Origin of the sequence: Rugamonas brunnea (assembly GCF_014042345.1) — a bacterium.
Classification (GTDB): Bacteria; Pseudomonadota; Gammaproteobacteria; order Burkholderiales; family Burkholderiaceae_D; genus Rugamonas; species Rugamonas brunnea.
Window position 1 is genome coordinate 1 of record NZ_JACEZT010000016.1, and the last position, 23,835, is coordinate 23,835.

The window sequence follows — 23,835 nt, forward strand, 5'->3', positions numbered from 1 at the left end:
GCGTTGGTTATGGACCTACAATCACGACCGGCCGAACATGGCCTTGGGCGGAATTACGCCAAAACAGAAATTGGCCCTCGCCGCTTAGCCTCTACTTTCAGAGCGCATCAAATATGGGGGGATTACCATGCCACCGGCAAAGCGCCAGGAAATCCGAAAGGTCTTCCCCGATGAGTTTAGAGAGTTCTTCCAGGCGATATGTCGCCTCCATTAGCTCCGAACACTCCTTTTCACTTGCGCCACTAGCACCGTAGAGCACGCCAGCAGGAAGTTCGTGCAGCGTATATTTGAGGTAACGATGAAGCTCCTCATATTCTTCTCGTTCCAGTTTAGTACTCATAACTTATGCTAAGGCCGCCCAACGTGAACGATCAGCGGCGTCACAAGGCGTCCGGTAGATTGGGTTGTTGGGCTTAGTCATTGGTGATGTAGGTAACAGGGAGGCGCTTCCTGAATTGATCAATGGTGAGGAGAATAGCGGAGTCGCCCTTCTTGAAACGACCAGTACACACTGCCTGGAACCCCTCACCACAAAGAACTTCCGGATATTTTGAGAAGGAGAGCTTCTCGTGAACGCCAGAGACGCCCCATTCACGATCGATCGCCCAACCGAGACGAAGCATCTTGGTTCGGGTGCTAGCGTAACTTTCACCAATTTGCACTTCCGAATTCGAGCCCTGGAGCTTCGTTGCAACTGCAACCGAAGTCGATCCAACGCAGCACATTGCGGCAGCAAGAGTGACGACTAGTTTATTCATCGAAGGCCCAACGTGCAGATTCAGCGGCGCCGTATGGCGTCCGCTGGAATAAATTGTTGGGCCATATTTTACCTAGCGACACGGCTACGCCTCCAAACTAGGTATGCAGCAGTGGCAAGCAGGGGCAATGCCACGGATATAGCAGTGATCAAAGCTTGATTTGCAAGATACGGCATGCGGGCGGTCGCGAACCAAGATGCAATTACGCCGAAGATACAAGTGACTGTGCCACCGAACCAGAACGGGCGAAATCTCCGCGAAAGCCGCAACATCAAAATAACGAGCGCGACTGTAAGAAGCTCGGCGTAGACCGTCAACAGCACTTCTTCGCCGTGAGCGTAAGCCAGCGCAGGAAGCGTAGCAAACAAAAAGTAAGTGATCCGGCCCCGTGTCATTCAAGAAGCCCAACGTTGGACGTAACCGGCCGCAGCAGCGCGCAGCGATGCGGAGGTCCGGTTGACGGAATTGTTGGGCATAGATTCAGTCACCACAGCAGAAGTTCCCCCTTTTGTTTGGCAGGTATGTGGGCTTCATCCCAAGGACGCCAGCGGCTTCACGCGAATTGCCTTCATTCGCCTTACGTGGAGCCAGAAGAAGGCGGGAGGTCTTTGCGTCAACGACTCCGTATTTATCCTCGACGCAGGCACTCCCACCGCAATAACTTTGGAAGAGAATAACGGGAGCCTCTTCTTTTGACGTAGTGCATACAGCGTGGAACCAGCCACCTTCATCCGCTTCGTAAATCACCTTGGGGCCAGCGGAGAGGACAAATTTGTTATCCAGAGGATGTCCACGATTGACTTTTGTGACGCGATACTTGACTCCCCCACACGTTGTTTCAAAAGATGCGGGCTCGGCCGCAAGGGCTAGCTGACTGAACAAGAGCAACGATACAGAAAATATGAGGCGCATCTCAGGAAGCCCAACGTTGAGGTAACCGGCGCGCGTCAGCGCGTCCGGTTAAACGAAATGTTAGACACGGCGCATGAACTTGCCGCGAACGATTTACCACGCACGCGTCCGCGCCAGCGCCCACGCGTGCGCGCGCGAACCATCGCAATTCGCACTTGCCACCGCACCGCGAATAGCCACCGGCCCTTGCGCTGAGCGTAGCCAAGCTAGTGGCGCAGCCAGCAGCCCAAAAGCTAAGCGAAGTGGTAGAAGCGGAATTCATTTTCAAAGCCGGGCCTAACGTTCAAAGTAACTGGCTGCCGGAACGCGCAGCGTGGAGGCAGTCCAGTTGACTGCAATGTTAGCGCTTTGCGTCATCTAAGCATTCATGGGTAATGGTGTTCACTGTAAAGGACTTCATTTCTTCGCCCCAAGTGATGATTCGCATACATTTCCCGGCTCTTTTGAAACTGAACGAGCAAACCGGCTTATCCATAGCGCAGCTATCCATTTCGGGATACTTCCGCTGGATCTTTCTATCATGTTCCATCGTTTGCTCCTCGGATTGACGGACCGGAACCCAATGATCTTTTATCAGAATCTTTCGAGCAGAAGCGTAGTCCCGACCAATCAACACATCAAGTTCAGCTGCTACTGTGAAATTCGCTCCTGCGGTAACTGCTAGGAGGATCGAAGTCTGAGCGATGGATCGAGTTCGCATAAGTATGCTCGCTAACGTAAAGTAGACGTCATATTGACGTTTTAAGAACATTAACATTGCCAGATAATGACGGTTTGAGCAAGCCGCAGAGGCTACGTTCGATTGACTGCAAACATAAAGCCTCCTAACGGCCGCCATAAACCTTCATGCCCACGTGGTTCGAGCAACAATCCCCACCCGCCCATAAAAAAACCGCCAGGCTCACGCACTGGCGGTTTTCTGTTTCAGCCTAAGCCGAAGAACTTACTGGGCTGCTGCTGCCGCTTCTTCAGCGGCCGCTTTCATCGACAGCTTCAGACGGCCACGATCATCCGTCTCCAGCACTTTCACGCGCACAGCCTGGCCTTCTTTCAGGTAGTCGGCCACGGCGTTCACGCGCTCGTTGGCGATCTGCGAGATGTGCAGCAGGCCATCCTTGCCCGGCATGACTTGCACGATCGCGCCGAAGTCCAGCAGCTTCAGCACCACGCCGTCGTAGGTCTTGCCCACTTCGACCGAGGCGGTCAGCTCTTCGATGCGGCGCTTGGCTTCCTGGCCGGCGGCAGCGTCCACGGAGGCGATGGTGACCACGCCTTCGTCGCTGATGTCGATCTGGGTGCCGGTCTCTTCGGTCAGCGCGCGGATCACGGCGCCGCCCTTGCCGATCACGTCACGGATCTTCTCGGGGTTGATCTTGATGGTGATCAGGCGCGGTGCGAAGTCCGACAGCTCGGTCTTCACGTGCGGCATGGCTTTCTGCATTTCGCCCAGGATGTGCTCGCGGCCTTCCTTGGCTTGCGCCAGCGCCACTTGCATGATTTCCTTGGTGATGCCCATGATCTTGATGTCCATCTGCAGCGCCGTGATACCGTTGCGGGTGCCGGCCACCTTGAAGTCCATGTCGCCCAGGTGGTCTTCGTCACCCAGGATGTCCGACAGCACGGCGAAACGGCCGCCTTCCTTGATCAGGCCCATGGCGATACCGGCCACGTGCTCTTTCATCGGCACGCCGGCGTCCATCAGCGCCAGGCAGCCGCCGCAGACGGAGGCCATCGACGAGGAACCGTTCGATTCGGTGATTTCCGACACCAGACGCACGGAGTAGCTGAACTCTTCCTGCGATGGCAGCGCGGCGATCAGCGCGCGCTTGGCCAGGCGGCCGTGGCCGATTTCGCGGCGCTTAGGCGTGCCCACGCGGCCGGTTTCGCCGGTGGCGAACGGTGGCATGTTGTAGTGCAGCATGAACGAATCGGTGAACTCGCCCATCAGCGCGTCGATCTTCTGGCTGTCACGAGCGGTGCCCAGGGTGGCCACCACCAGCGCCTGCGTTTCGCCGCGGGTGAACAGGGCCGAACCGTGGGTGCGTGGCAGCACCGAGGTGCGGATCGCGATCGGACGCACGGTGCGGGTGTCGCGGCCGTCGATACGTGGCTCGCCTTCCAGGATCTGCGAACGCACGATCTTGGCTTCCATGTCGAACAGGATGTTGCCCACTTCGACGGCGTCCGGTGCTTCGGCGGTCGCGTCGGCGGCCAGGTCGGCCATCACTGCGGCGCTGGCGGCTTTCAGCTTGGCGGTACGCTCTTGCTTGTCGCGGGTCAGGTAGGCGTCGCGGATCTTCGCTTCACCGAATTGCGCCACGCGGGCGATCAGCGCTTCGTTCTTGGCCGGCGGAGTCCATTCCACTTCCGGCTTGCCGCCGTCGCGCACCAGGTCGTGGATCGCGTCGATCACGGCCTTCATCTGGTCGTGGCCGTAGACCACGGCGCCCAGCATGATTTCTTCCGACAGTTGCTGCGCTTCCGATTCGACCATCAGCACGGCCGTTTCGGTACCGGCCACCACCAGGTCCATCTGCGAGGTCTTCAGTTGTTCGACGGTCGGGTTCAGGATGTACTGGCCGTTGGCGTAACCGACGCGGGCGGCGCCGATCGGGCCGTTGAACGGGATGCCGGACACGCACAGGGCGGCCGAGGCGCCGATCATGGCGGGGATGTCCGGATCGATTTCTGGGTTGACCGACAGCACGTGAATGATGATCTGCACTTCATTCAGGTAGCCTTCAGGGAACAGCGGACGGATAGGACGGTCGATCAGACGCGAGGTCAGCGTTTCCTTTTCCGAAGGACGGCCTTCGCGCTTGAAGAAACCGCCGGGGATCTTGCCGGCAGCGTAGGTCTTCTCGACGTAATCAACGGTCAGCGGGAAGAAGTCCTGACCAGGCTTGGCATCCTTTTTTGCCACCACGGTGGCCAGGATCACGGTGTCTTCGATCGACACCATGACCGCGCCCGATGCCTGGCGGGCGATTTCACCGGTTTCCAGCGTGACTTGATGTTGGCCGTACTGGAAGGTTTTCGTAACTTTGTTAAACATGGGTATTCCCTTTCTATTTGCCGACAGATTTTCAGGGGCTGTCGTTCACCTCACCACAGGCGGCGTCTCCTTGTAAGATGGTCCGCCTTTACTGCTTTCACTACACTTGCTCTCTCTACGATTGCTCTGTTGCCACACGCCGCGCTGTCAGTGGCGCGCCGTGCCGTATCCGGGAATGCCATGTCGCTGTGCCAAGGGACTGTTCCTCTTAGCAATAAATCACCGGGCTAAATGACAAAATGCCCGCGTCAGCGAACTGGCGCAGGCATTTCGGTTTAAACCGGGTGGCGCAAAAATTACTTACGCAGGCCGAGTTTAGCGATCAGATCGCGGTAACGGGTTGCATCTTTGCCCTTCAGGTAGGACAGCAGGCTCTTACGACGGTTGACCATCATGATCAGGCCGCGGCGCGAGTGGTGGTCCTTGGAGTGGGCTTTGAAGTGGCCGTTCAGTTCGTTGATGCGTGCGGTCAGCAGCGCAACTTGAACTTCTGGGGAGCCGGTGTCGTTTTGACCACGGGCGTTGTCCGCGATGATGGCGGCTTTGTTGATGTTTTCTACGGTCATGATTTTACCTTTAACATGCGGTGCACGGAGTCTGAACCCTGCGCATCGTGAACTTCAAAAAAATTCCGGCCGAAAGACCAGACCCGCAAGTATATCGGAAAAACAGCGCGCGTTGCCAGTGTTGGCTACAATTCTTACTGTATTCCTCCTCACGACGCGTGTGGCACCATGAAAAACCTAGCCTCTTTACTAACTTTGTCCGTGCTGGCCGCCGGTTGCGCCGGCCTGGGCGGCGCCCAACTGACGCCGGGCGAACCGGAAGCGGCCGTGCGCGCCGCGCTGGGCACGCCCACCGCCACCTACCGCGACGGCGCGGATACGCTGCTCGAATACGCGCGCGGCCCGGCCGGCCAGTACACGTGGATGGCGCGGCTCGACCCGCAGGGCCGGCTCGTGTCCTACGAACAGGTACTCACCAGCGCCCGCTTCGGCGCCGTGCGCATCGGCAAGGACAACCGCGACACCATCCTGCACACGTTCGGCCGTCCAGCCGAAGTGCTGCGCTTCGCCCACAGCCCGGCGGACGTCTGGATGTACCGCTACAAGGAGCAGGACGTGTGGGATTCCGTGATGTATGTGGAGTTCGCCGCCAACGGCACGGTCGGCAAGATGACCAACGGGCCGGACCCGGAACGGGAAAAACACTGGGGGCGCTGAACCCGGACTAAGCGGTGGGCAAGATGCGCAAGCCGCTGCCGGACAGCCCTTCGGCGCTGAACTCCTCGACCGTCACGTCGATCACCCGCGCCGACGGCGGCCCGCGCCTGGCCCAGGTGATGACGGCTTCCATCGCCGCCACGTCGCCGTGGATGCAAGCCTCCACGGATCCATCGCGGCAATTGCGCACCCAGCCATCCAGGCCCAACACTTCCGCTTGCCGTGCGAACGAGGCCCGATAGCCGACGCCCTGCACCCTGCCCTCGATAATCAACCGTTTCGCCATGTGCCGCCTCGCTTCGCCGATGGATGAAACCTGCCAGTCATCCCCTCATACTACCGCGCCTGCGGCCCCTGCGGATCACGACACCGTTTGCCGGCACGCCGCAACCACCAGCCGGGCGAAGGCGGCGCCGTCGTCCTCCTGGATGAAGTGGCCACCGCGCAGCGTCGTATGGGGCTGGTCTTTGGCGCCCGGCACCCGCCGCCTGAATTCGGCATCCAGCCCGCGCGTGATCGGGTCGCCGTTGCTGAAGCAGCACAGGAACGGTTTGGTCCAGCCCTCGTAGACGCGCCAGGCGCGCAACTGGTCGGGCACGGCCACGTTGTCCGGCTCCACCGGCACCAGCGACGGGTAGATGCGGGCGGCGGCCTTGTACGCGGCACTGGGGAATGGCGCATCGTAGGCCGCGATCTCCTCGCGCGACAACGTGCGCCGGGTGCCGCTCTGGACGATGCGGCCGATCGGGAACCACGGACTGTAGCGCGAGAAGGCGCGCCAGATGCGGAACATGGTCGGCATGCCAGTGCCGGTCGGCAGGCCGCCATTACTGAGCACGATGCGGGCGAAACGCTCGGGCATCTCGGCCGCCAGCCGCAGGCCGAACAGCGAGCCCCAGTCCTGGCAGACGAGCGTGATGTCGCGCAGGTCCAGTGCTTCGATCCAATGACGCAACCACGCCACCTGGCCGGCGTAGCTGTAGTCGCTGCGGGCGGCGGGCTTGTCGGACTTGCCAAAGCCGATCAGGTCCGGCGCCAGCACCCGCAGCCCGGCGCCGGCCACCGGACCGATCATGTGGCGGTACAGGTAAGACCAGGTGGGTTCGCCATGCAGCATCAGCACGGGCGGCGCGTCGCGCGGGCCTTCGTCCACATAATGCAAACGAAGTTCAGGCGTGATCTGATAGTAATGCGGCGCGAACGGATAATCCTTCAAATCCGAAAAGCACGCCTCGGGCGTGCGCAGAATCTTCACCATGGTCTCCTTGATGTAGCACCGCTCTGTGGCGGCGTGCAGTGGCACGGGAGCATGGCGGCATGAACCGCGCAACGCCCGCGATAGCCGCCATTGTCAGGCTACCGGGGAGTGAGATCTTGTGATTTTATGACAAACACGCGTCATGCCCTGCCTGCGGCCGGCACCGGCGCGATGCGCGCTGGTACTGGCCGCAGGCGGAGGCCGGCGCGGATCAGATCTGCGGATTGACCCGCTCGATCTTCGAGTGCAGCTTGTTGAGCGCCGACAGGTAAGCCTTGGCCGAAGCGACGATGATGTCGGGATCGGCGCCCACGCCATTGACGATGCGGCCTTCCTTGGACAGGCGCATGGTCACCTCGCCCTGCGACTGGGTGCCGTTGCTGATGGCGTTCACGGAGAACAGCACCAGCTCGGCGCCGCTGGCGGCCTGGCCTTCGATGGCGTTGACGGTGGCGTCCACCGGGCCGTCGCCGCGCCCTTCGCACACATACTCCTGGCCGTCGATCGAGAACACCACCTTGGCCAGCGGCGTCTCACCGGTCTCGGAACGCTGGGCCAGCGACACGAAGCGATAGTGCTCGCTTTCCTGCGCCTGCTGTTCGTCCGATACGAGGGCCATGATGTCTTCGTCGAAGATGTCGGCTTTGCGGTCGGCCAGTTCCTTGAAGCGGCCGAACGCGGCGTTCACTTCCGCTTCTGAATCGAGCTCGATGCCCAGTTCCTGCAGGCGCTGCTTGAACGCGTTACGGCCCGACAGTTTGCCCAGCACGATCTTGTTGGCGGTCCAGCCCACGTCTTCGGCGCGCATGATCTCGTAGGTTTCGCGCGCCTTCAGGATGCCGTCCTGGTGGATGCCGGAAGCGTGGGCGAACGCATTGGCGCCCACCACGGCCTTGTTCGGCTGCACGGCGAAGCCCGTGATCTGCGACACCATCTTGGAGGCCGGCACGATCTGGGTGGCGTCGATGCCCACATCCAGGTTGTAGTAGCCGCTGCGGGTGCGCAGCGCCATCACCACTTCTTCCAGCGCCGTGTTGCCGGCGCGCTCGCCCAGACCGTTGATGGTGCACTCGATCTGGCGCGCGCCGCCGATCATCACGCCGGCCAGCGAGTTGGCCACGGCCAGGCCCAGGTCGTTGTGGCAGTGCACGGACCAGATGGCCTTGTCGGAATTGGGGATGCGCTCGCGCAGGCGGCGGATGGTTTCGCCGAACAGTTCCGGCACGGCGTAGCCCACCGTGTCGGGGAAGTTGATGGTGGTCGCGCCTTCGGCGATCACGCCTTCGATCACGCGGCACAGGAAGTCCTCTTCCGAACGGCTGGCGTCTTCGGGCGAGAATTCGATGTCGTCGGTGAACTGGCGCGCGAAGCGCACCGCGTTCTTGGCCTGCACCAGCACCTGGTCCGGCTGCATGCGCAGCTTCATTTCCATGTGCAGCGGCGAGGTGGCGATGAAGGTGTGGATACGCTTGCGGGCCGCTGGCGCCAGCGCCTCGGCCGCGCGCGAAATGTCGCGGTCGTTGGCGCGCGACAGCGAGCAGATGGTCGAGTCGCGCACCGTGCTGGCGATGGCTTTGATGGATTCGAAATCGCCCTGCGAGGCGGCGGCGAAACCGGCCTCGATCACATCCACGCGCAGCCGTTCAAGCTGCTTGGCGATGCGGATCTTCTCATCCTTCGTCATCGAGGCGCCGGGCGATTGCTCGCCGTCGCGCAGCGTGGTGTCGAAGATGATCAGGCGGTTGGACAGGTTACTCATGATGGCTCCGTGGCGTTACATAAAATAGCTGTGGGCCGACCGCCCGCCGCAATCAGCGGCGTTCGCTCGGGTCGACCGGCTCATGGCCGGTCTGGATCAGGCTGACCGGCTTGCCCTTGGCCAGGCGCCAGGCCGACACGACATAGCCGGACAGGCCGTAGGCGATGAAGATGGGGAACAGCACCTTGGGCGGGTCGATCGAAACAAGGGCGAACATCAGCGCGATCAAAAACACGGCGATGAACGGCACCGACTTGCGGAAATTGACGTCCTTGAAACTGTAGAACGGCACGTTGGTGACCATGGTCAGGCCCGCGAACACGGCGATCCCCCACGACACCCAGCGCAGTTCGATGCCCGACACTTCCTGGTCCACCATCAGCAGGATGAAGCCGGCCACCAGCGCGGCGGCGGATGGGCTGGGCAAGCCCTGGAAGAAACGTTTGTCGACCACTTCGATGTTGGTGTTGAAGCGGGCCAGGCGCAGCGCGGCGCCGGCGCAATAGACGAAGGCGGCGATCCAGCCCAGCTTGCCCAAGCCGCGCAGCGACCATTCGTACACCACCAGCGCCGGCGCGGCGCCGAACGACACCATGTCCGACAGGCTGTCGTACTGGGCGCCGAATTCGCTCTGGGTGTTGGTCAGGCGGGCGATGCGGCCATCGAGGCCGTCCAGCACCATGGCGATGAAGATGGCCCAGGCCGAATGCTCGAAGCGCTGGTTCATGGCCATCACGATGGCGTAGAAACCGCAGAACAGTGCGGCCGTGGTGAAAGCGTTGGGCAGCAGGTAGATCCCGCGCGGACGAGGCTTGGCGACGCCGTCAGCCAGCGGCTGGCGCGCGAAGCGGCCCAAACGGGACAGCTTGGGCGCCTTGGCGCCCTGGTTGGCGCCGTTCTTGGCTCTGCGACGGGGGAAATTTGCCATATTGTTCCAATTCTAAGTGCTACGGGTGATGCGCGCGAAATGCTTGTCAGCGTGTTGCGCCATCATTATAGAGGACGAGACAACAAAAGAGGCAGTTCGCGGCGCAACTTCGCCCATCGTCGGCCACGGCGATGGGCGAATCGGCGCTATTGAGGGACAAACGGGGTAGAAAACGGCCGTAGACGGCCGGTTTGGCGGCAGAAAACAGCGGCTCTGCGGCTCTGCGGCTAAACGACTAAGCAGCCGGAGCGACCAGACGCAAGGCCGCTGACGCGTGCTCGTCGCGCCCGGCCGCATCGAGCTTGAACAGCCCCACCACCTGCGACAGCCGCCCGGCCTGGCTTTGCATGGCCTCCGACGCGGCGGCCGCCTGCTCCACCAATGCCGCGTTCTGCTGCGTCACCTGATCCATCTGGCTGATGGCGATGCTGATCTGCTCGATGCCGCTGCTCTGTTCTTTGCTGGCCAGCGTGATATCGCCAATGATGTCGCTGACCTTGCGCACGCTGGTGACGATGTCGCGCATGGTGTCGCCGGCCGCGCTCACGTACTGGCTGCCCGCCTCCACCCGTTCCACCGAAGCGCCGATCAGCGCCTTGATCTGCTTGGCCGCGTCGGCGGAGCGATGGGCCAGGCTGCGCACCTCGCTGGCGACGACGGCGAAGCCGCGTCCCTGCTCGCCCGCGCGGGCCGCCTCCACCGCCGCGTTCAACGCGAGGATATTGGTCTGGAACGCGATGCTGTCGATCACCCCGATGATGTCGGTAATCTTGTGCGCCGAATCGCTGATTTCATCCATGGTGCCCACCACATGGCCGATCACCTCCCCGCCCCGGGCCGCCACGGCCGATGCCGATTCGGCCAGCGTGTTGGCCTGCACCGCGTATTCCGTGTTCTGCTTGACGGTGGCCGTCAACTGCTCCATTGAGGCGGCCGTTTCCTGCAGGGAGCTGGCTTGCTCCTCCGTGCGCGAGGACAGGTCCTGGTTGCCGGCCGCGATCTGGCCGGTGGCCACGGCGATGGTATCCGTGCCCGAGCGCACCTGGCCGACAATGCTGACCAGGCTGGCGTTCATCTTTTGCAGGGCCGCCATCAGGCGCCCCGTTTCATCGTTGCCCCGCACGACGATGGTGCGGGTCAGGTCGCCGCCGGCGATGGCGCCGGCCAGATCCACCGCTTCGTTCAGCGGCACCGTGATGGCTTTCACCAGCCAGTAGCCGATGACGGCCGCCAGGATCAGCCCCGCCACCACGCCGGCCAGGCACCAGTTGCGAATCCAGTGATAGCGCTGCTCGGACGCCTGGTAGGCATCGCGCGCCACATTCAGTTGCAAGGCGATCAGGTCATCGATGGCGCGGCGCAATGGCACGAACGTCTGCTCCATGCGCCCCTGCACCAGTTCCTGCGCCTTGGCCTGGTCGTCGGCGCGCAACGCGGCCACCACGGGCAGCAAGCCCTGCTGGAGGAAAGTGGCGCGCGCGGCGGCCGCCTGGTTGGCCAGCCGCTCCTCATCCGGCGTCAGCTTCGTAGCCGTATAGTCGCCCCACACCTTGCCCACTTGCTGGATGTTGGATTCGATCTCATCCAGCAGCCGCTTGACCTTGTCCGGCGGCGCCGTCAGCGCCTTGGCGGCGTTGGTCTGGTTGGCGCTGAGCAGGCGCACCACCTGGTCCAGCTGCCCCAGACACACCAGGCGGTCGCCGTACATGGACTGCATCGACGCGTTCGCAAAATACAGCCCTGTAATCCCCACCACCGCCCCGAAAATCAGTTCCAGCGACAGGAATGCAATAACCACCACCAGACGGGTCTTGATCGTGAGATTCTTCAGCATCGTGTTCTCCGTTGTGCGCCAGTGTTTCACCTGCAAAAAAACAGGTGCCTTAGCACAGCATGCCTTGCCCTGCCGCGCAAAAACATGCCCAAAGACAAGATTGCCTCAACAAATCTCCGTCTGGCTCGCCAAGCCCGGTCGATGCGTCAAAAACTAGCGAAAACGTACCTTGCCTACAACGTGCATTTGCAAGGTCGTCTCACCGGGCTCGAAGCTGGGTTCGGCCACTTCCGCGCTGTCGGCCATTTTCGCGGCCCGCATCAGCATGGGTGCGGCGCGCTCGGGCTGGACGTAGTTACCCGATCCTTCGAAGTCCACCGTATCGAGCACGGCATCGCCGACCTTGCGGCCCATGGCGTTGGCGATGGACACGATGCGCTCGTTCAGGTTCTGGTAGGTGGCAGCGATGCGCTGGTCATCGAGTTTTTTGGTCGTCTCGGGCGTCAGGCCGAAGTTCAGGCTGTTGAGGGTCAGCACGCGCTGGGCGGCGGCCACGGTCTTGGGCAGCGTGTCGAGGCTGGTGGTGGTCACCTGCAGGTACTGGCCCACGCGCCAGGCTGTCGGTACGCGCGGACGGGGCGCCACGCCGTTCGGCATGGGGCGGTCTTCCGGATAAACGGGATAGGTGTAATAGCCTTGCGTCTTCAGACTGGCGCGCGGGTCCTGCTGCTTGACGATGTCGATGCCCTGCTTCATTTTCAGGTTGACGCGCGAAGCGGCGGCGGCCTTGTCCTTGTCCTGCTCCTCCACGGCCAGCGTGATGACGGCCAGATCGTTGGCGTGTTTGACTTCACCGAACGCGGGCACGACGACCAACGTGCCGGCCGTGGTCAGCGGTTCAACGGGCGCGGCCTGCGCGGCCACGGCGAAGGTGACGGCCGCAGCAGCGGCGAGTTTGTGGATGACGGTCATGGCTTGCTCCAGGTTGAAATATCGGCAAGCAACACTGTACCGTATCGCGCAGGCGGGGGCAGTAACACATGGTGAGTGTTTGTAACAACTTGCGAGCCTGATCAATATGTCGCCCGCATACGCATGATGGAATGCATAAACCCGTCCAAACACCCGACAACCATCCCGCGCACTATTCACGTCGCTTGCCTCCCAATAGTTTTTGTAACTACAACAACCTATGCGCATTACCTTCGACATGCGTAAGCGCGAAAAGACATTGATCGGCTACTCACCACGCTTCGCCGAACGCCACGTTTTCAGCATGAGGAAAGCCAATGAACGCGAAAAGAAACGTATCGCCCCGCTCCTTGGGATCGGGTCTGGAAAAGGTTGACCGCCATCAGATTCAACCCGATGAGTACCTTGAACTACCCGAAATCACCGACGAGATGCTGGCGCGCGGAAAGGTGAACAAAGGGGGCCGGCCCCGGCTCGCCAATCCGCGCCAGTTGATTTCACTGCGCTTGCCGGCTGACGTGATCGCCCGCTGGAAAGCCACCGGACCAGGCTGGCAGACCCGCATGGCAGAGCGTCTGAGCGAAATCTGAGTTCTGCCCTAAAACGCAGGGACGAAAAAAAAGCCGGGACGCATCCCGGCTTTTTGTCGTACGAAGAAACGGCTTAGTTCTTCGACTGGTCGACCATCTTGTTCTTGGCGATCCAAGGCATCATGGCGCGCAGCTTGGCACCCACTTCTTCGATCTGGTGCTCGGCCGTCAGGCGGCGGCGCGAGATCAGGGTCGGGGCGCCGGCCTTGTTTTCCAGGATGAAGGACTTGGCGTATTCGCCGGTCTGGATGTCCTTCAGGCACTGGCGCATGGCGTTCTTGGTGTCTTCCGTCACCACTTTCGGGCCCGTCACGTACTCGCCGTACTCGGCGTTGTTCGAGATCGAGTAGTTCATGTTGGCGATGCCGCCTTCGTAGATCAGGTCAACGATCAGCTTGAGCTCGTGCAGGCACTCGAAGTAAGCCATCTCAGGAGCGTAGCCGCCTTCAACCAGGGTTTCGAAACCGGCTTTGATCAGTTCCACGGTACCACCGCACAGCACGGCTTGTTCGCCGAACAGGTCGGTTTCGGTTTCTTCACGGAAGTTGGTTTCGATGATGCCGGCACGGCCGCCGCCGTTGGCCGAAGCGTACGACAGGGCGATGTCGCGGGCGATACCGGACTTGTCCTGGTACACGGCGATCAGGTGCGGCACGCCGCCACCCTGGGTGTAGGTAGCGCGCACGGTGTGGCCTGGGGCCTTCGGTGCGACCATGATCACGTCCAGGTCGGCACGTGGCACGACTTGGCCGTAGTGCACGTTGAAGCCGTGGGCGAAGGCCAGTACGGCGCCTTGCTTGGCGTTAGGAGCGACGTTTTCGTTGTAGACCTGGGCGATGTTTTCGTCCGGCAGCAGGATCATGATGACGTCGGCGGCTTTGACGGCGTCGTTCACTTCCGCCACTTTCAGGCCGGCCTTCTCGACCTTGGACCACGACGAACCGCCCTTGCGCAGGCCCACGGTGACGTTGACGCCGGAGTCGCTCAGGTTTTGCGCGTGGGCGTGGCCCTGCGAACCGTAGCCGATGATGGCCACGTTTTTGCCCTTGATCAGGGAGAGGTCAGCGTCTTTGTCGTAGAAAACTTTCATGATAATTCCTATATTTGGGGTATTGTTTGTTTGAAGCCGTGCGTCGGGGACGTCCGGTTAAACCTTGAGGATGCGTTCGCCGCGTCCGATGCCGGAACCGCCGGTACGGACCGTCTCCAGGATGGAGGCGCGGTCGATCGAATCGATGAACGCGTCGAGCTTGCCCTTGTTGCCGGTCAGTTCGATGGTGTACGTCTTTTCCGTCACGTCGATGATGCGGCCACGGAAGATGTCGGCGGTGCGCTTCATTTCCTCGCGCTCCTTGCCGACGGCGCGCACCTTGATGAGCATGAGCTCACGTTCGATGTGGGCGCCTTCGGTCAGATCGACCACCTTCACCACCTCGATCAGGCGGTTCAGGTGCTTGGTGATCTGCTCGATGATGTCATCCGAGCCGCTGGTGACGATGGTCATGCGCGACAGCGTCGCGTCTTCCGTCGGCGCCACGGTCAGCGTCTCGATGTTGTAGCCACGGGCCGAGAACAGGCCCACCACGCGCGACAGCGCGCCCGCTTCGTTTTCCAGCAATACAGAGATAATGTGTCGCATCTTATAAGTCCTCCGAACCCAACAGCATTTCGGAGAGCCCCTTGCCCGCCTTCACCATCGGCCATACGTTTTCAGATTGATCGGTGATGAAGTTCATGAACACCAGCCGGTCTTTCATGTCGAACGCTTCCTTGAGCGCGCCTTCCACATCGCCCGGTTTCTCGATGCGCATGCCGACGTGGCCATAGGCCTCGGCCAGCTTCTCGAAGTTGGGCAGCGAATCCATGTAGGACTCGGAATAACGCGAACCGTAGTCGATCTGCTGCCACTGCCGCACCATGCCGAGGAAGCGGTTGTTGAGCATGATGATCTTCGGCGTCAGGTGGTACTGCTTGCAGGTCGCCAGTTCCTGGATGCACATCTGGATCGAACCTTCGCCGGTGATGCAGGCGACGGTGGCGTCCGGATTGGCCATCTGCACGCCCATGGCGTACGGCAGGCCGACACCCATGGTGCCCAGGCCGCCCGAGTTGCACCAGCGCTTGGGCTTGTCGAACGGGTAGTACTGGGCCGCCCACATCTGGTGCTGGCCCACGTCGGAAGTGATGAAGGCGTCGCCCTTGGTCACTTGCCACAGTTTCTCCACCACGGCCTGGGGCTTGATCACCAGGTCGGACGGGGTGTAGGCCAGGCACTTGCGGCCGCGCCATTCATTGATCTGTTTCCACCAGTCCTTGAGCGCGGGCGCGTTGGGCTTGGTCTCGGCCGCGTCCAGCTGGGCCAGGAACTCGATCAGCACGTCCTTGACGTTGCCGACGATGGGAATGTCGACCTTGACGCGCTTGGAGATCGACGACGGGTCGATGTCCACGTGGATGATCTTGCGCGGGTGGCTGGCGAAGTGCTTCGGGTTGCCGATCACGCGGTCGTCGAAACGGGCGCCGATGGCGATCAGGACGTCGCAGTGCTGCATCGCCATGTTCGCTTCGTAGGTGCCGTGCATGCCGGGCATGCCGACGAACTTCTCGTCGCTGGCGCGGTAGGCGCCCAGGCCCATCAGCGTGTTGGTGACGGGGAAGCCCAGCTTGTCGACCAGCTTGTTCAGTTCCGGCGAGGCATTGGCCAGGATCACGCCGCCGCCCGTGTAGATCATGGGGCGCTCGGCTTGCAGCAGCAGCTGCACGGCCTTGCGGATCTGGCCCGAATGGCCTTTGTCGACCGGCTTGTAGGACCGCATCTCGACCTCTTTCGGGTACGAGAAGGTGGTCTTGTGCATCGAGATATCCTTCGGGATATCGACCAGCACGGGGCCGGGACGGCCGGTGCGGGCGATGAAGAAGGCTTTCTTGATGGTTTCCGCCAAGTCCTTGACGTCCTTGACGAGGAAATTGTGCTTGACGACGGGACGGGTGATGCCGACCGTGTCGCATTCCTGGAACGCATCCTGGCCGATGGCGTGGCTGGGCACCTGGCCCGAAATGACCACCATCGGGATCGAGTCCATATAGGCCGTCGACAAGCCCGTCACGGCATTGGTCACGCCGGGACCGGAGGTCACCAGGGCGACGCCGACTTTCTGCGAGCTGCGCGAATAGGCATCGGCGGCGTGGATCGCGGCCTGCTCATGGCGAACGAGGATGTGCTGGAATTTGTCTTGCTTGAAGATGGCGTCGTAAATGTACAGAACGGCACCGCCCGGGTAGCCAAAGACGTGCTCAACGCCCTCTTCGGCCAGGCAGCGCACGACGATTTCCGCGCCTGTGAGTTGGTTTCCTGCTGCTTCGGTATTCATAAAACATTCCTTTCAAGGTCCATTGGAGATTGATCGGATGCCCTGTCCTGGCGAAGTATGCGTACTGCCACAGCGTGGTCCAGCTGCCCTTTTCGCTGCGCTCACGGTGCCTCTTCCGCTCACCGTAGGGAGCGTACAAGGCGTCGCTGGACGCAATTTCGTTAGGCTGGAGTATTCTGCAGCGGTTGTGCGTACCTCTCGCGCTTGTGGCGCGGGTTAGAGCAAACTGCCTACATATGAAAGCGCGTCTTGTCGATTGCGGCGTTGTGTGCCAGCGGCGACCAGACCATAGAGCTTTGGGGTGTTCAAAGCTCCCATACGGTAACACCGGCATGCCTGTTTGGGCAAGCGAAATCATGCGTAAAGCGCCATTCTGGTGCGTCAACATGCGAAAACCATGCAGAAATGGCCAATTTTTGCTAGCATGCGCTCAGTTTACGAAACGTTACAATACGCCACAGGCAACACTTCCGGCCCTCGCGCCCCAGATGCCGGCATTCCCGGCCAAACGCTCCACGACGCATGGCAACAGACAAAGAATTATCCGACTTTCTAGAAAACGTCGAGCGGCGCGCCTTTAAACAAGCCGTCTATGCGGTACGCAAGGACGAATCCGCGCTGGACATCGTGCAGGATGCGATGATCAAGCTCGCCGAGAAATACGGCGACAAGCCGGCCGCCGAGCTGCCCATGTTGTTCCAGCGCATACTGCAGACCACCATCCTCGATTATTTCCGCCGAGAAAAAGTACGCAACACCTGGGTCAGCCTGTTCTCCGGCCTGGGCCCCTCGGGGGACGAGCATGAGGACTTTGATATACTGGAATCGTACGAGGCCGAACAGGGCACCTCGGCCGCCGAGTCCAGCGCCGACCAGGTCGAACGCCAGCAAATGCTGGCCTTGATCGAGAATGAGGTACAAAAACTGCCCGCGCGTCAACGGGAAGCCTTCCTGATGCGTTACTGGCAAGATATGGACGTGGCCGAAACGGCCGAAGCGATGGGATGCTCCGAGGGGAGCGTCAAAACGCATTGCTCACGAGCAACTCATGCACTCGCCGAGGCACTGCAGGCCAAGGGAATAAAATTATGAACACCGAAGATCTCAATTTCGCATACAAGGTGCGGCACAAGCTCAACGAGCGGCTCGACGACTTGCCCGCCTCGACCACCGACCGGCTGGCGCAGGCGCGCCAGGCGGCCCTGGCGCGCAAGAAGGCCGATGCCCCGCTGCGCGTCAAGCAGGCGGCGCTGGCCACGGTCGGCGCCGGCGGCGCGCGCGGCCTGGGCGCCGCCTTCTCGCAACCGTTCGCCTGGCTGGGCCGGGTCAGCATGGTGATCCCGCTGCTGGTGCTGGTGACTGGCCTGATCGGCATCTACCAATACGAACAGCAACAGCGCGTGGCCGAACTGGCCGAGCTGGACGCGGCCGTGCTGTCGGACGAACTGCCGCTGTCGGCCTACCTGGACCACGGCTTTAACGCCTACCTCGCCCAAAGCGAGCAAAGCGAGCAATAAGCATGGCGGGTTTCAGCAGTCAGGCAAAACTGGGCGTGGCGGTGGCGGCAGGCGTGCTGGCGGCAGTGGCCGGCACGGCTTGGGTCGCCACGCGTCCGGCGCCGGTGGCGCCGGCCGCCAGCGTGGCGGCCGTCGTCCCAGCGGCATCGTCCAGCACCGGCAAGCACGGTGCTGGCGGCAAGCAGCATGGTGCCGCGCCCAAAGGCCTGGACAAGCCCCTGTGGAAGGAATTAACTGAATCGCAACAGCAAGCACTGCTCCCCTTGCAAGTGGAATGGGACCAGATGGAAGGCTTGCGCAAGCAAAAGTGGCTGAAGATCGCCAACCGCTATTCGTCCATGACGGCCGACGAGCAGGCGCGCGTGCGCGAACGCATGAACGAATGGGTGCGCATGACGCCGGAACAGCGGCGCCAGGTACGGGAGAACTACGCCCGCACCCAGAAGATCGGCCCTGGCCACAAGTCGGCCCAGTGGGAGGAATACCAGCAACTGCCGGACGAGCAGAAGAAACAACTGGCCGCCGCCGTGACCGAGAAAAAGCAGGTGGCCAACCTGCCCACGCCCGAACAGAGCAAGATGAAGACGGTGGCGCCGATTAAGAAGAACGTGCCGCCGCCATCGATCGCCCCGATCACGCCGGCCACCCCGGTAGCGCCGGCAGCACCGGCAGCACCCGCCACTGCGGCGCCGGCCACCGGCGCCCCTGCGGCGGCGACGACAACGGCCCCGGCCACCACCGCATCGGCCGCCGCCGCGTCCGTCCCGCCCGCCAGCACCACGACCCCGGCCGCCAATCCGGCCAGCGCAACCACCCCTACGAATGTCAAATAGCCCCACCCCGGCTGCCAGCAGCCCGACCGTGCCCACCGTGGCGCGCCGACTGATCTCGATGGTGTATGAAACCCTGCTTGGCCTGGCGGTGCTGTTCCTGCCCTTCCTCGTCTTCGAGATCGCCACCCAGGCCAGCCACGCCAAGGTGGTCGAGCACATGCGGCAGGCGCTGGCCTTCCTCGTGCTGGGCGCCTACTTCATTCATCAATGGAGCCGTGAAGGCCAGACGCTGGCCATGCGCACCTGGCGCATCAAACTGGTGATGCCGGGCCACGACCACGTGCCGCTGCAAGCGGCCGCCGTGCGCTACCTGCTGGCCTGGCTGTGGATCGTGCCGGCCGCGCTGCTGGACTACGCGCTGGGACTGGCGCACTGGCAAGCGCTGGGCGTGCTGGGCGCCGGCATCCTGGCCTGGTCGGCCACGGCCCTGTTCGACAAGGACGGCCAGTTCCTGCACGACCGCCTGACGGGCACCCGCCTGGTGCAATTGCCCAAGCCCGAGAAAAAGAAGAAAGCCGCCTGAACTGAAAAACCGGGGTCAGGTCATGAAGCTACGCAACATTGCGTGACTTCATGACCTGACCCCGGTTTTTTTATGGTTCAGAACCGTTCGTAGGGCTGCAGATAGCGCCACTCTCCCACCGGCAAGCCGGCCATGGCGATGCGGCCGATGCGGATGCGCTTGATCGCCACCACGCTCAATCCCACCTGTTTGCACATGTGCTCGATCTGGCCCGGCTGCACGCCCTTGAGCGCGAAGCGCAGCCGCTTCTCGTTCTGCCAGCTGACCTTGATCGGCGGCAGCGCCTTGCCGTTGAAGGTGAGGCCGTGGTTCAGCTTCGCCAGGCCATCTTCGGCGATCTGGCCCGCCACTTCCACGATCAGCTCCTGCTCCATGCGCGCCGCATCGTCCACCAGCTTGCGGGCCACGCGGAAGTCCTGGGTGAACACCAGCAGGCCACTGGCCATGGTTTCCAATGGATTGGTCAGCGTCAGTCCCGCCAGGTGGCGCTTGAGGAAGCGCTGGCCGCGGGCGTCGGCCGTCAGCGTGTCTGCGCGCAGGCAGGTGAGCGCGGGTACGCCCTGCCGGCCGACACCGGCGTTGATGCCGGCCGGCTTGTGCAGCAGCAGCGTGACCGGCACCACATCCAGCAGCGTCGCCTCGGGGGCGATGGTGACCGTCTGGCTGGGCGCGGCGCGCGCACCCGGCTCCTCGACCACTACGCCATCCACGCTGACCCAGCCGCCTTCGATGTATTGCTCGGCCTCGCGCCGCGAACAGGCGCGCATTTCCGCCACGCGCTTGGCGAGACGGATGGAATTGTCAGTGCTGGTATCGGTCATCGGTTTAGTCAGTTATGCGGACGCTTGCGCCACTTGTTCGGTGAAGAAGCGGTTGCCCATTTCCTCCAGTCCCAGCGTTTCCAGCACTTCGCGCAGGCGCTCGGTGGGACGGTTGCGCGGCAGGTTCTTGTAGGTGGCGATGATCAGTTCATTCTTCATCGAGTGTTCCCAGCCCACCAGTTCCGTCACGTTGACCTGGTAGCCGTGCGCTTCCAGTTGCAGGCAACGCAGCACGTTGGTAATCTGGCTGCCAAATTCACGCGTGTGGATAGGATGGCGCCAGATCTCCGTCAGCGCGCTTTTCGCCAGCGCCTTACCCTTGTTCTTCTTCAGCACGGAGGCCACTTCGGCCTGGCAGCACGGCACCAGCACCATGTACTTGGCGTGCTTCTTCAGCGCGAAATGGATCGCGTCATCGGTCGCCGTGTTGCAGGCGTGGAGCGCAGTGACGACGTCGATCCGCTCGGGCAGCAGCTTCGATTCAGTCGATTCGGCCACCGACAGCGGCAGGAAGGACATGCCGGGGAAATTGAACTTCTTGGCCAGCTCCTGCGAACGGGCCACCAGTTCCTCGCGCGTTTCGATGCCGTAGATGTGCGAGTCGTCCTGCAAGCCCTTGAAGAACAGGTCGTACAGGATGAAACCCAGGTAGGATTTGCCCGCGCCATGGTCGACCAGCGAAATGCCGGGACCGCCCTCGCCCCGCTCGGCCTGCAGTTCCTTGAGCAGCGGCTCGATGAACTGGTACAGGTGGTAGACCTGCTTGAGCTTGCGGCGGCTGTCCTGGTTCAACTTGCCGTCGCGCGTGAGGATGTGCAGTTCCTGCAGCAGCGCCACGGACTGGCCGTCGCGGATTTCGGGCATGGTGGCGGTGCTGGTGGTGGCGGCCAGCGGTACGGCCTTGGCCGCCCGGTTCTCAGCGCGCTTCATCGATCCACGCCTGCTGTATCGCTTCCAGGATCTTCTCGCCGCCACGGGCGTGGTCGTCGTCGAAGCCTTCCAGGTCCACCACCTTGTTGTGCAGGTCGGTGAAGCGGAGGGTGGTCGGATCGGTGTCCGGGTATTTGTCGTACAGCGCTTCCGCGATGGCGGAGATGTCAGTCCATTTCATGTCGTGCTCCCGGCTCAGTGCCCGCCTTCGCTGGCGTGGTTGATCGTGTATTTCGGGATTTCGATCACGAGGTCTTCCTCGTCCACGATGGCCTGGCACGACAGGCGCGACGACGCTTCCAGGCCCCAGGCCTTGTCCAGCATATCCTCTTCCGTCTCGGTCGCCTCATTGAGCGAACCGAAGCCTTCGCGCACCAACACGTGGCAGGTGGTGCAGGCGCACGATTTCTCGCAGGCGTGCTCGATGTGGATGTCGTTTTCGAGCAGGATGTCGCACACGGACTTGCCGGCGGGCGCTTCGATCACGGCGCCGTCGGGGCACAGCTTGGCGTGTGGCAGGATGACGATTTGTGGCACTTGGTTACCTCTGTCTGTTCAATTCGGTTCGCCGCCCGGCCCGCGCGGGCGGGCGGCGGCGGGGATGGGATGATTACACTACCTGGTCCAGCGACTTGCCGGCCAGCGCGCTGCGCACGCTGCGGTCCATGCGGCGCGAGGCGAATTCCTCGGTGCCGTTGGCCAGCGCCTCGACGGCCGCCTTCACGCCGCTGTGGTCCAGCGTGCCGGCGTTCGATGCGGTGACGGCGTCGCGCACCTGCTGCATCAGCGCGTCCACGGCGGCACGCTCGGCGCCGTCCAGCAGATTGCCGTCTTCGTCCAGTGCGGACTGGGTGGCCAGCAGGATGCGCTCGGCCTCCACCTGTTCCTCGCGCAGCGCGCGCGCCACCATGTCCACGTCGGCGGCCTTGTACGAATCCTGCAGCATACGCGCCACGTCGTCGTCGCCCAGGCCATAGGCCGGCTTGACGCTGATCGACGCTTCCACGCCCGAGCGCAGCTCGCGCGCCGACACCGACAGCAGGCCATCGGCATCGACCTGGTAGGTGATGCGGATACGCGCCGCGCCCGCCACCATGGGCGGAATACCGCGCAGTTCGAAGCGGGCCAGCGAGCGGCAGTCCGACACCAGTTCGCGTTCGCCCTGCAGCACGTGCACGGCCAGCGCCGTCTGGCCATCCTTGAAGGTGGTGAACTCCTGGGCGCGCGCGCACGGGATGGTGGAATTGCGGGGGATGATCTTCTCGACCAGGCCGCCCATGGTTTCGATGCCGAGCGAGAGCGGGATCACGTCCAGCAGCAGCCAGTCGTCGCCGGGCGCGCGGTTGCCGGCCAGCAGATTGGCCTGGATGGCGGCGCCCAGCGCCACCACCTTGTCCGGGTCGATATTGGCGTGCGGCGTGGTGTGGAAGAAGTCGCCCACGGCGCGCTGCACGTGCGGCATACGCGTGGCGCCGCCCACCATGACCACGCCGTCCACGTCGTCGGCGTCCACGCCCGCGTCGCGCAGGGCCTTGCGGATCGCGTTCATGGTCTTGCCGACCAGGTGCTTGGTGATCTCGTGGAAGGTGGCGGCCGTGATGCGCAGGTGGACTTCCTCGCCCGAACCGAGCACCGCATCCACCATCACTTCATCCTTGGTCGACAGCAGTTCCTTGGCTTCGCGCGCCTTGACCATCAGGACGGCCGTGTCCTCGTCCGATAGGGGCGCCAGCTTTTCCTGCTCGTGGATCCAGCAGAACAGGCGGTGGTCGAAATCGTCGCCGCCGAGGGCCGAATCGCCGCCGGTGGACAGCACTTCGAACACGCCCTTGGACAGCTTGAGGATGGAGATATCGAAGGTGCCGCCACCCAGGTCGTAGACCGCGAACAGGCCTTCGGAGCCGTTATCGAGGCCGTAGGCGATGGCGGCGGCCGTCGGCTCGCTCAGCAGGCGCAGGACGTTCAGGCCGGCCAGCTGGGCCGCGTCCTTGGTGGCCTGGCGCTGGGCGTCGTCGAAATAGGCCGGCACCGTGATCACGGCGCCCACCAGGTCATCGCCCAGCGAGTCTTCCGCGCGCTGGCGCAACGTGGCCAGGATCTGGGCCGAGATTTCGACCGGGCTCTTGATGCCGGCAATGGTCTTCAACTGCACCATGCCGGGCGTGTCCTGGAAATCGTAGGGCAGGTTTTCCGCGTAGGCGATGTCCTGCAGGCCGCGGCCCATGAAGCGCTTGACGGAGACGATGGTGTTCTTGGGATCGGTGGTCTGCGCGGCCTGGGCCTTGTAGCCGATGTTGGCGTGGCCATTGGGCAGGTAGCGCACCACGGACGGCAGCAGCGGCCGGCCGTCTTCATCGTTGAGCACTTCGGGAATGCTGTTGCGCACGGTGGCGACCAGCGAATTGGTGGTGCCCAGGTCGATGCCCACCGCCAGCCGGTGCTGGTGCGGCGCGGTCGACATGCCAGGTTCGGAAATTTGCAGAAGTGCCATTTATGGTTTCATGCCTTGCGGCTCTGATTAAAAGTATGCGTAGAGACGGCCGCCAGTGCGCGGCCGCAGGCCGCAACACCGGCCATCGCCGCAGCGTGCGGCGCCCTGCCCCACCGTCCG

Annotated in this window: 24 protein-coding genes; 6 read left to right on the forward strand and 18 right to left on the reverse strand. The window is 62.5% G+C overall.

Annotation, left to right across the window (positions count from 1 at the left end; translation table 11 throughout):
• Positions 1 to 97 precede the first annotated feature (97 nt).
• From H3H37_RS20330 to rpsO, 4 genes are all read right to left on the reverse strand, one after another.
• A complete protein-coding gene (locus H3H37_RS20330; RefSeq protein ID WP_182165923.1) occupies positions 98 to 340 on the reverse strand; it encodes a hypothetical protein in 243 nt (80 codons plus the stop codon).
• A 73-nt stretch (positions 341 to 413) separates the two neighbouring features.
• A complete protein-coding gene (locus H3H37_RS20335; protein WP_182165925.1) occupies positions 414 to 758 on the reverse strand; it encodes a hypothetical protein in 345 nt (114 codons plus the stop codon).
• A gap of 1,855 nt (positions 759 to 2,613) precedes the next feature.
• A complete protein-coding gene (pnp, locus tag H3H37_RS20340) occupies positions 2,614 to 4,725 on the reverse strand; it encodes a polyribonucleotide nucleotidyltransferase (protein ID WP_182165927.1) in 2,112 nt (703 codons plus the stop codon).
• A 296-nt stretch (positions 4,726 to 5,021) separates the two neighbouring features.
• On the reverse strand, positions 5,022 to 5,291 hold the full coding sequence (gene rpsO, locus H3H37_RS20345; RefSeq protein ID WP_173594619.1) for a 30S ribosomal protein S15: 270 nt from the start codon (positions 5,289 to 5,291) through the stop codon (positions 5,022 to 5,024).
• Between the two features lie 168 nt (positions 5,292 to 5,459).
• On the opposite strand from rpsO, the gene H3H37_RS20350 reads away from it, so the two are divergent.
• The gene (locus H3H37_RS20350) at positions 5,460 to 5,948 is read left to right on the forward strand and encodes a hypothetical protein (protein ID WP_182165929.1); all 489 of its coding nucleotides are present in this window, start codon (positions 5,460 to 5,462) and stop codon (positions 5,946 to 5,948) included.
• A gap of 7 nt (positions 5,949 to 5,955) precedes the next feature.
• On the opposite strand, the gene H3H37_RS20355 is transcribed toward H3H37_RS20350, so the two are convergent.
• From H3H37_RS20355 to H3H37_RS20380, 6 genes are all read right to left on the reverse strand, one after another.
• A complete protein-coding gene (locus H3H37_RS20355; RefSeq protein ID WP_182165931.1) occupies positions 5,956 to 6,234 on the reverse strand; it encodes an acylphosphatase in 279 nt (92 codons plus the stop codon).
• Between the two features lie 75 nt (positions 6,235 to 6,309).
• Positions 6,310 to 7,206, reverse strand: a complete 897-nt coding sequence (locus H3H37_RS20360) for a haloalkane dehalogenase (RefSeq protein WP_220456514.1) — start codon at positions 7,204 to 7,206, stop codon at positions 6,310 to 6,312.
• 211 nt (positions 7,207 to 7,417) lie between these two features.
• Positions 7,418 to 8,965, reverse strand: a complete 1,548-nt coding sequence (locus tag H3H37_RS20365; protein ID WP_182165933.1) for a 2-isopropylmalate synthase — start codon at positions 8,963 to 8,965, stop codon at positions 7,418 to 7,420.
• A gap of 52 nt (positions 8,966 to 9,017) precedes the next feature.
• Positions 9,018 to 9,893 (reverse strand): CDP-diacylglycerol--serine O-phosphatidyltransferase, encoded by an 876-nt coding sequence (pssA, locus tag H3H37_RS20370; protein WP_182165935.1) that lies wholly within the window; start codon positions 9,891 to 9,893, stop codon positions 9,018 to 9,020.
• Between the two features lie 235 nt (positions 9,894 to 10,128).
• Entirely contained in the window at positions 10,129 to 11,727 is a 1,599-nt protein-coding gene (locus tag H3H37_RS26150; RefSeq protein ID WP_182165937.1) for a methyl-accepting chemotaxis protein, read from the reverse strand.
• A 153-nt stretch (positions 11,728 to 11,880) separates the two neighbouring features.
• Positions 11,881 to 12,639 carry an SIMPL domain-containing protein gene (locus H3H37_RS20380; RefSeq protein ID WP_182165939.1) on the reverse strand — a complete coding sequence of 253 codons (759 nt, stop codon included), beginning with the start codon at positions 12,637 to 12,639 and terminating at the stop codon, positions 11,881 to 11,883.
• Positions 12,640 to 12,956: 317 nt separating this feature from the next.
• Between H3H37_RS20380 and H3H37_RS20385 the strand changes: the two genes are divergently transcribed.
• The gene (locus H3H37_RS20385; protein ID WP_182165941.1) at positions 12,957 to 13,229 is read left to right on the forward strand and encodes a BrnA antitoxin family protein; all 273 of its coding nucleotides are present in this window, start codon (positions 12,957 to 12,959) and stop codon (positions 13,227 to 13,229) included.
• A 73-nt stretch (positions 13,230 to 13,302) separates the two neighbouring features.
• Here the strand turns inward: H3H37_RS20385 and ilvC are convergent, their stop codons facing one another.
• The 3 genes from ilvC to H3H37_RS20400 are packed head-to-tail and all read right to left on the reverse strand — an operon-like array spanning position 13,303 to position 16,600.
• Entirely contained in the window at positions 13,303 to 14,319 is a 1,017-nt protein-coding gene (gene ilvC / locus H3H37_RS20390) for a ketol-acid reductoisomerase (protein WP_182165942.1), read from the reverse strand.
• Positions 14,320 to 14,376: 57 nt separating this feature from the next.
• Positions 14,377 to 14,868: an acetolactate synthase small subunit gene (gene ilvN, locus H3H37_RS20395; protein ID WP_093389534.1), complete on the reverse strand. Its 492-nt coding sequence runs from the start codon at positions 14,866 to 14,868 to the stop codon at positions 14,377 to 14,379.
• Position 14,869: 1 nt separating this feature from the next.
• Positions 14,870 to 16,600 (reverse strand): acetolactate synthase 3 catalytic subunit, encoded by a 1,731-nt coding sequence (locus H3H37_RS20400; protein WP_182165944.1) that lies wholly within the window; start codon positions 16,598 to 16,600, stop codon positions 14,870 to 14,872.
• Positions 16,601 to 17,122: 522 nt separating this feature from the next.
• Here H3H37_RS20400 and H3H37_RS20405 point away from each other — a divergent pair.
• The 4 genes from H3H37_RS20405 to H3H37_RS20420 are packed head-to-tail and all read left to right on the forward strand — an operon-like array spanning position 17,123 to position 19,473.
• On the forward strand, positions 17,123 to 17,692 hold the full coding sequence (locus H3H37_RS20405; RefSeq protein WP_182165946.1) for an RNA polymerase sigma factor: 570 nt from the start codon (positions 17,123 to 17,125) through the stop codon (positions 17,690 to 17,692).
• Entirely contained in the window at positions 17,689 to 18,117 is a 429-nt protein-coding gene (locus H3H37_RS20410) for a DUF3619 family protein (protein ID WP_182165948.1), read from the forward strand. The genes H3H37_RS20405 and H3H37_RS20410 overlap by 4 nt, the downstream gene beginning before the upstream one ends.
• Before the next feature lie 2 nt (positions 18,118 to 18,119).
• A complete protein-coding gene (locus H3H37_RS20415) occupies positions 18,120 to 18,950 on the forward strand; it encodes a DUF3106 domain-containing protein (protein WP_182165950.1) in 831 nt (276 codons plus the stop codon).
• Entirely contained in the window at positions 18,940 to 19,473 is a 534-nt protein-coding gene (locus H3H37_RS20420) for an RDD family protein (RefSeq protein ID WP_182165952.1), read from the forward strand. Before H3H37_RS20415 ends, H3H37_RS20420 begins: the two co-directional genes overlap by 11 nt.
• Before the next feature lie 77 nt (positions 19,474 to 19,550).
• Here the strand turns inward: H3H37_RS20420 and H3H37_RS20425 are convergent, their stop codons facing one another.
• The 5 genes from H3H37_RS20425 to hscA form a co-directional block, all read right to left on the reverse strand.
• Complete coding sequence (locus tag H3H37_RS20425; protein WP_182165954.1) at positions 19,551 to 20,294, reverse strand: rRNA pseudouridine synthase; 744 nt, start codon at positions 20,292 to 20,294, stop codon at positions 19,551 to 19,553.
• Between the two features lie 12 nt (positions 20,295 to 20,306).
• Entirely contained in the window at positions 20,307 to 21,224 is a 918-nt protein-coding gene (locus H3H37_RS20430; protein ID WP_182165956.1) for a class I SAM-dependent methyltransferase, read from the reverse strand.
• The gene (gene iscX / locus H3H37_RS20435; RefSeq protein ID WP_182165958.1) at positions 21,211 to 21,405 is read right to left on the reverse strand and encodes a Fe-S cluster assembly protein IscX; all 195 of its coding nucleotides are present in this window, start codon (positions 21,403 to 21,405) and stop codon (positions 21,211 to 21,213) included. The genes H3H37_RS20430 and iscX overlap by 14 nt, the downstream gene beginning before the upstream one ends.
• Positions 21,406 to 21,419: 14 nt before the next feature.
• Positions 21,420 to 21,761: an ISC system 2Fe-2S type ferredoxin gene (gene fdx / locus H3H37_RS20440; RefSeq protein ID WP_182165960.1), complete on the reverse strand. Its 342-nt coding sequence runs from the start codon at positions 21,759 to 21,761 to the stop codon at positions 21,420 to 21,422.
• Between the two features lie 73 nt (positions 21,762 to 21,834).
• On the reverse strand, positions 21,835 to 23,715 hold the full coding sequence (gene hscA, locus H3H37_RS20445; protein ID WP_182165962.1) for a Fe-S protein assembly chaperone HscA: 1,881 nt from the start codon (positions 23,713 to 23,715) through the stop codon (positions 21,835 to 21,837).
• Between the last annotated feature and the right edge of the window lie 120 nt (positions 23,716 to 23,835).

Excerpts from the sequence above, each read along its gene's own strand:
- H3H37_RS20330 (WP_182165923.1), bottom strand. The coding sequence starts at position 340 with ATGAGTACTAAACTGGAACGAGAAGAATATGAGGAGCTTCATCGTTAC.
- H3H37_RS20335 (WP_182165925.1), bottom strand. The coding sequence starts at position 758 with ATGAATAAACTAGTCGTCACTCTTGCTGCCGCAATGTGCTGCGTTGGA.
- pnp (WP_182165927.1), bottom strand. The coding sequence starts at position 4,725 with ATGTTTAACAAAGTTACGAAAACCTTCCAGTACGGCCAACATCAAGTC.
- rpsO (WP_173594619.1), bottom strand. The coding sequence starts at position 5,291 with ATGACCGTAGAAAACATCAACAAAGCCGCCATCATCGCGGACAACGCC.
- H3H37_RS20350 (WP_182165929.1), top strand. The coding sequence starts at position 5,460 with ATGAAAAACCTAGCCTCTTTACTAACTTTGTCCGTGCTGGCCGCCGGT.
- H3H37_RS20355 (WP_182165931.1), bottom strand. The coding sequence starts at position 6,234 with ATGGCGAAACGGTTGATTATCGAGGGCAGGGTGCAGGGCGTCGGCTAT.
- H3H37_RS20360 (WP_220456514.1), bottom strand. The coding sequence starts at position 7,206 with ATGGTGAAGATTCTGCGCACGCCCGAGGCGTGCTTTTCGGATTTGAAG.
- H3H37_RS20365 (WP_182165933.1), bottom strand. The coding sequence starts at position 8,965 with ATGAGTAACCTGTCCAACCGCCTGATCATCTTCGACACCACGCTGCGC.
- pssA (WP_182165935.1), bottom strand. The coding sequence starts at position 9,893 with ATGGCAAATTTCCCCCGTCGCAGAGCCAAGAACGGCGCCAACCAGGGC.
- H3H37_RS26150 (WP_182165937.1), bottom strand. The coding sequence starts at position 11,727 with ATGCTGAAGAATCTCACGATCAAGACCCGTCTGGTGGTGGTTATTGCA.
- H3H37_RS20380 (WP_182165939.1), bottom strand. The coding sequence starts at position 12,639 with ATGACCGTCATCCACAAACTCGCCGCTGCTGCGGCCGTCACCTTCGCC.
- H3H37_RS20385 (WP_182165941.1), top strand. The coding sequence starts at position 12,957 with ATGAACGCGAAAAGAAACGTATCGCCCCGCTCCTTGGGATCGGGTCTG.
- ilvC (WP_182165942.1), bottom strand. The coding sequence starts at position 14,319 with ATGAAAGTTTTCTACGACAAAGACGCTGACCTCTCCCTGATCAAGGGC.
- ilvN (WP_093389534.1), bottom strand. The coding sequence starts at position 14,868 with ATGCGACACATTATCTCTGTATTGCTGGAAAACGAAGCGGGCGCGCTG.
- H3H37_RS20400 (WP_182165944.1), bottom strand. The coding sequence starts at position 16,600 with ATGAATACCGAAGCAGCAGGAAACCAACTCACAGGCGCGGAAATCGTC.
- H3H37_RS20405 (WP_182165946.1), top strand. The coding sequence starts at position 17,123 with ATGGCAACAGACAAAGAATTATCCGACTTTCTAGAAAACGTCGAGCGG.
- H3H37_RS20410 (WP_182165948.1), top strand. The coding sequence starts at position 17,689 with ATGAACACCGAAGATCTCAATTTCGCATACAAGGTGCGGCACAAGCTC.
- H3H37_RS20415 (WP_182165950.1), top strand. The coding sequence starts at position 18,120 with ATGGCGGGTTTCAGCAGTCAGGCAAAACTGGGCGTGGCGGTGGCGGCA.
- H3H37_RS20420 (WP_182165952.1), top strand. The coding sequence starts at position 18,940 with ATGTCAAATAGCCCCACCCCGGCTGCCAGCAGCCCGACCGTGCCCACC.
- H3H37_RS20425 (WP_182165954.1), bottom strand. The coding sequence starts at position 20,294 with ATGACCGATACCAGCACTGACAATTCCATCCGTCTCGCCAAGCGCGTG.
- H3H37_RS20430 (WP_182165956.1), bottom strand. The coding sequence starts at position 21,224 with ATGAAGCGCGCTGAGAACCGGGCGGCCAAGGCCGTACCGCTGGCCGCC.
- iscX (WP_182165958.1), bottom strand. The coding sequence starts at position 21,405 with ATGAAATGGACTGACATCTCCGCCATCGCGGAAGCGCTGTACGACAAA.
- hscA (WP_182165962.1), bottom strand. The coding sequence starts at position 23,715 with ATGGCACTTCTGCAAATTTCCGAACCTGGCATGTCGACCGCGCCGCAC.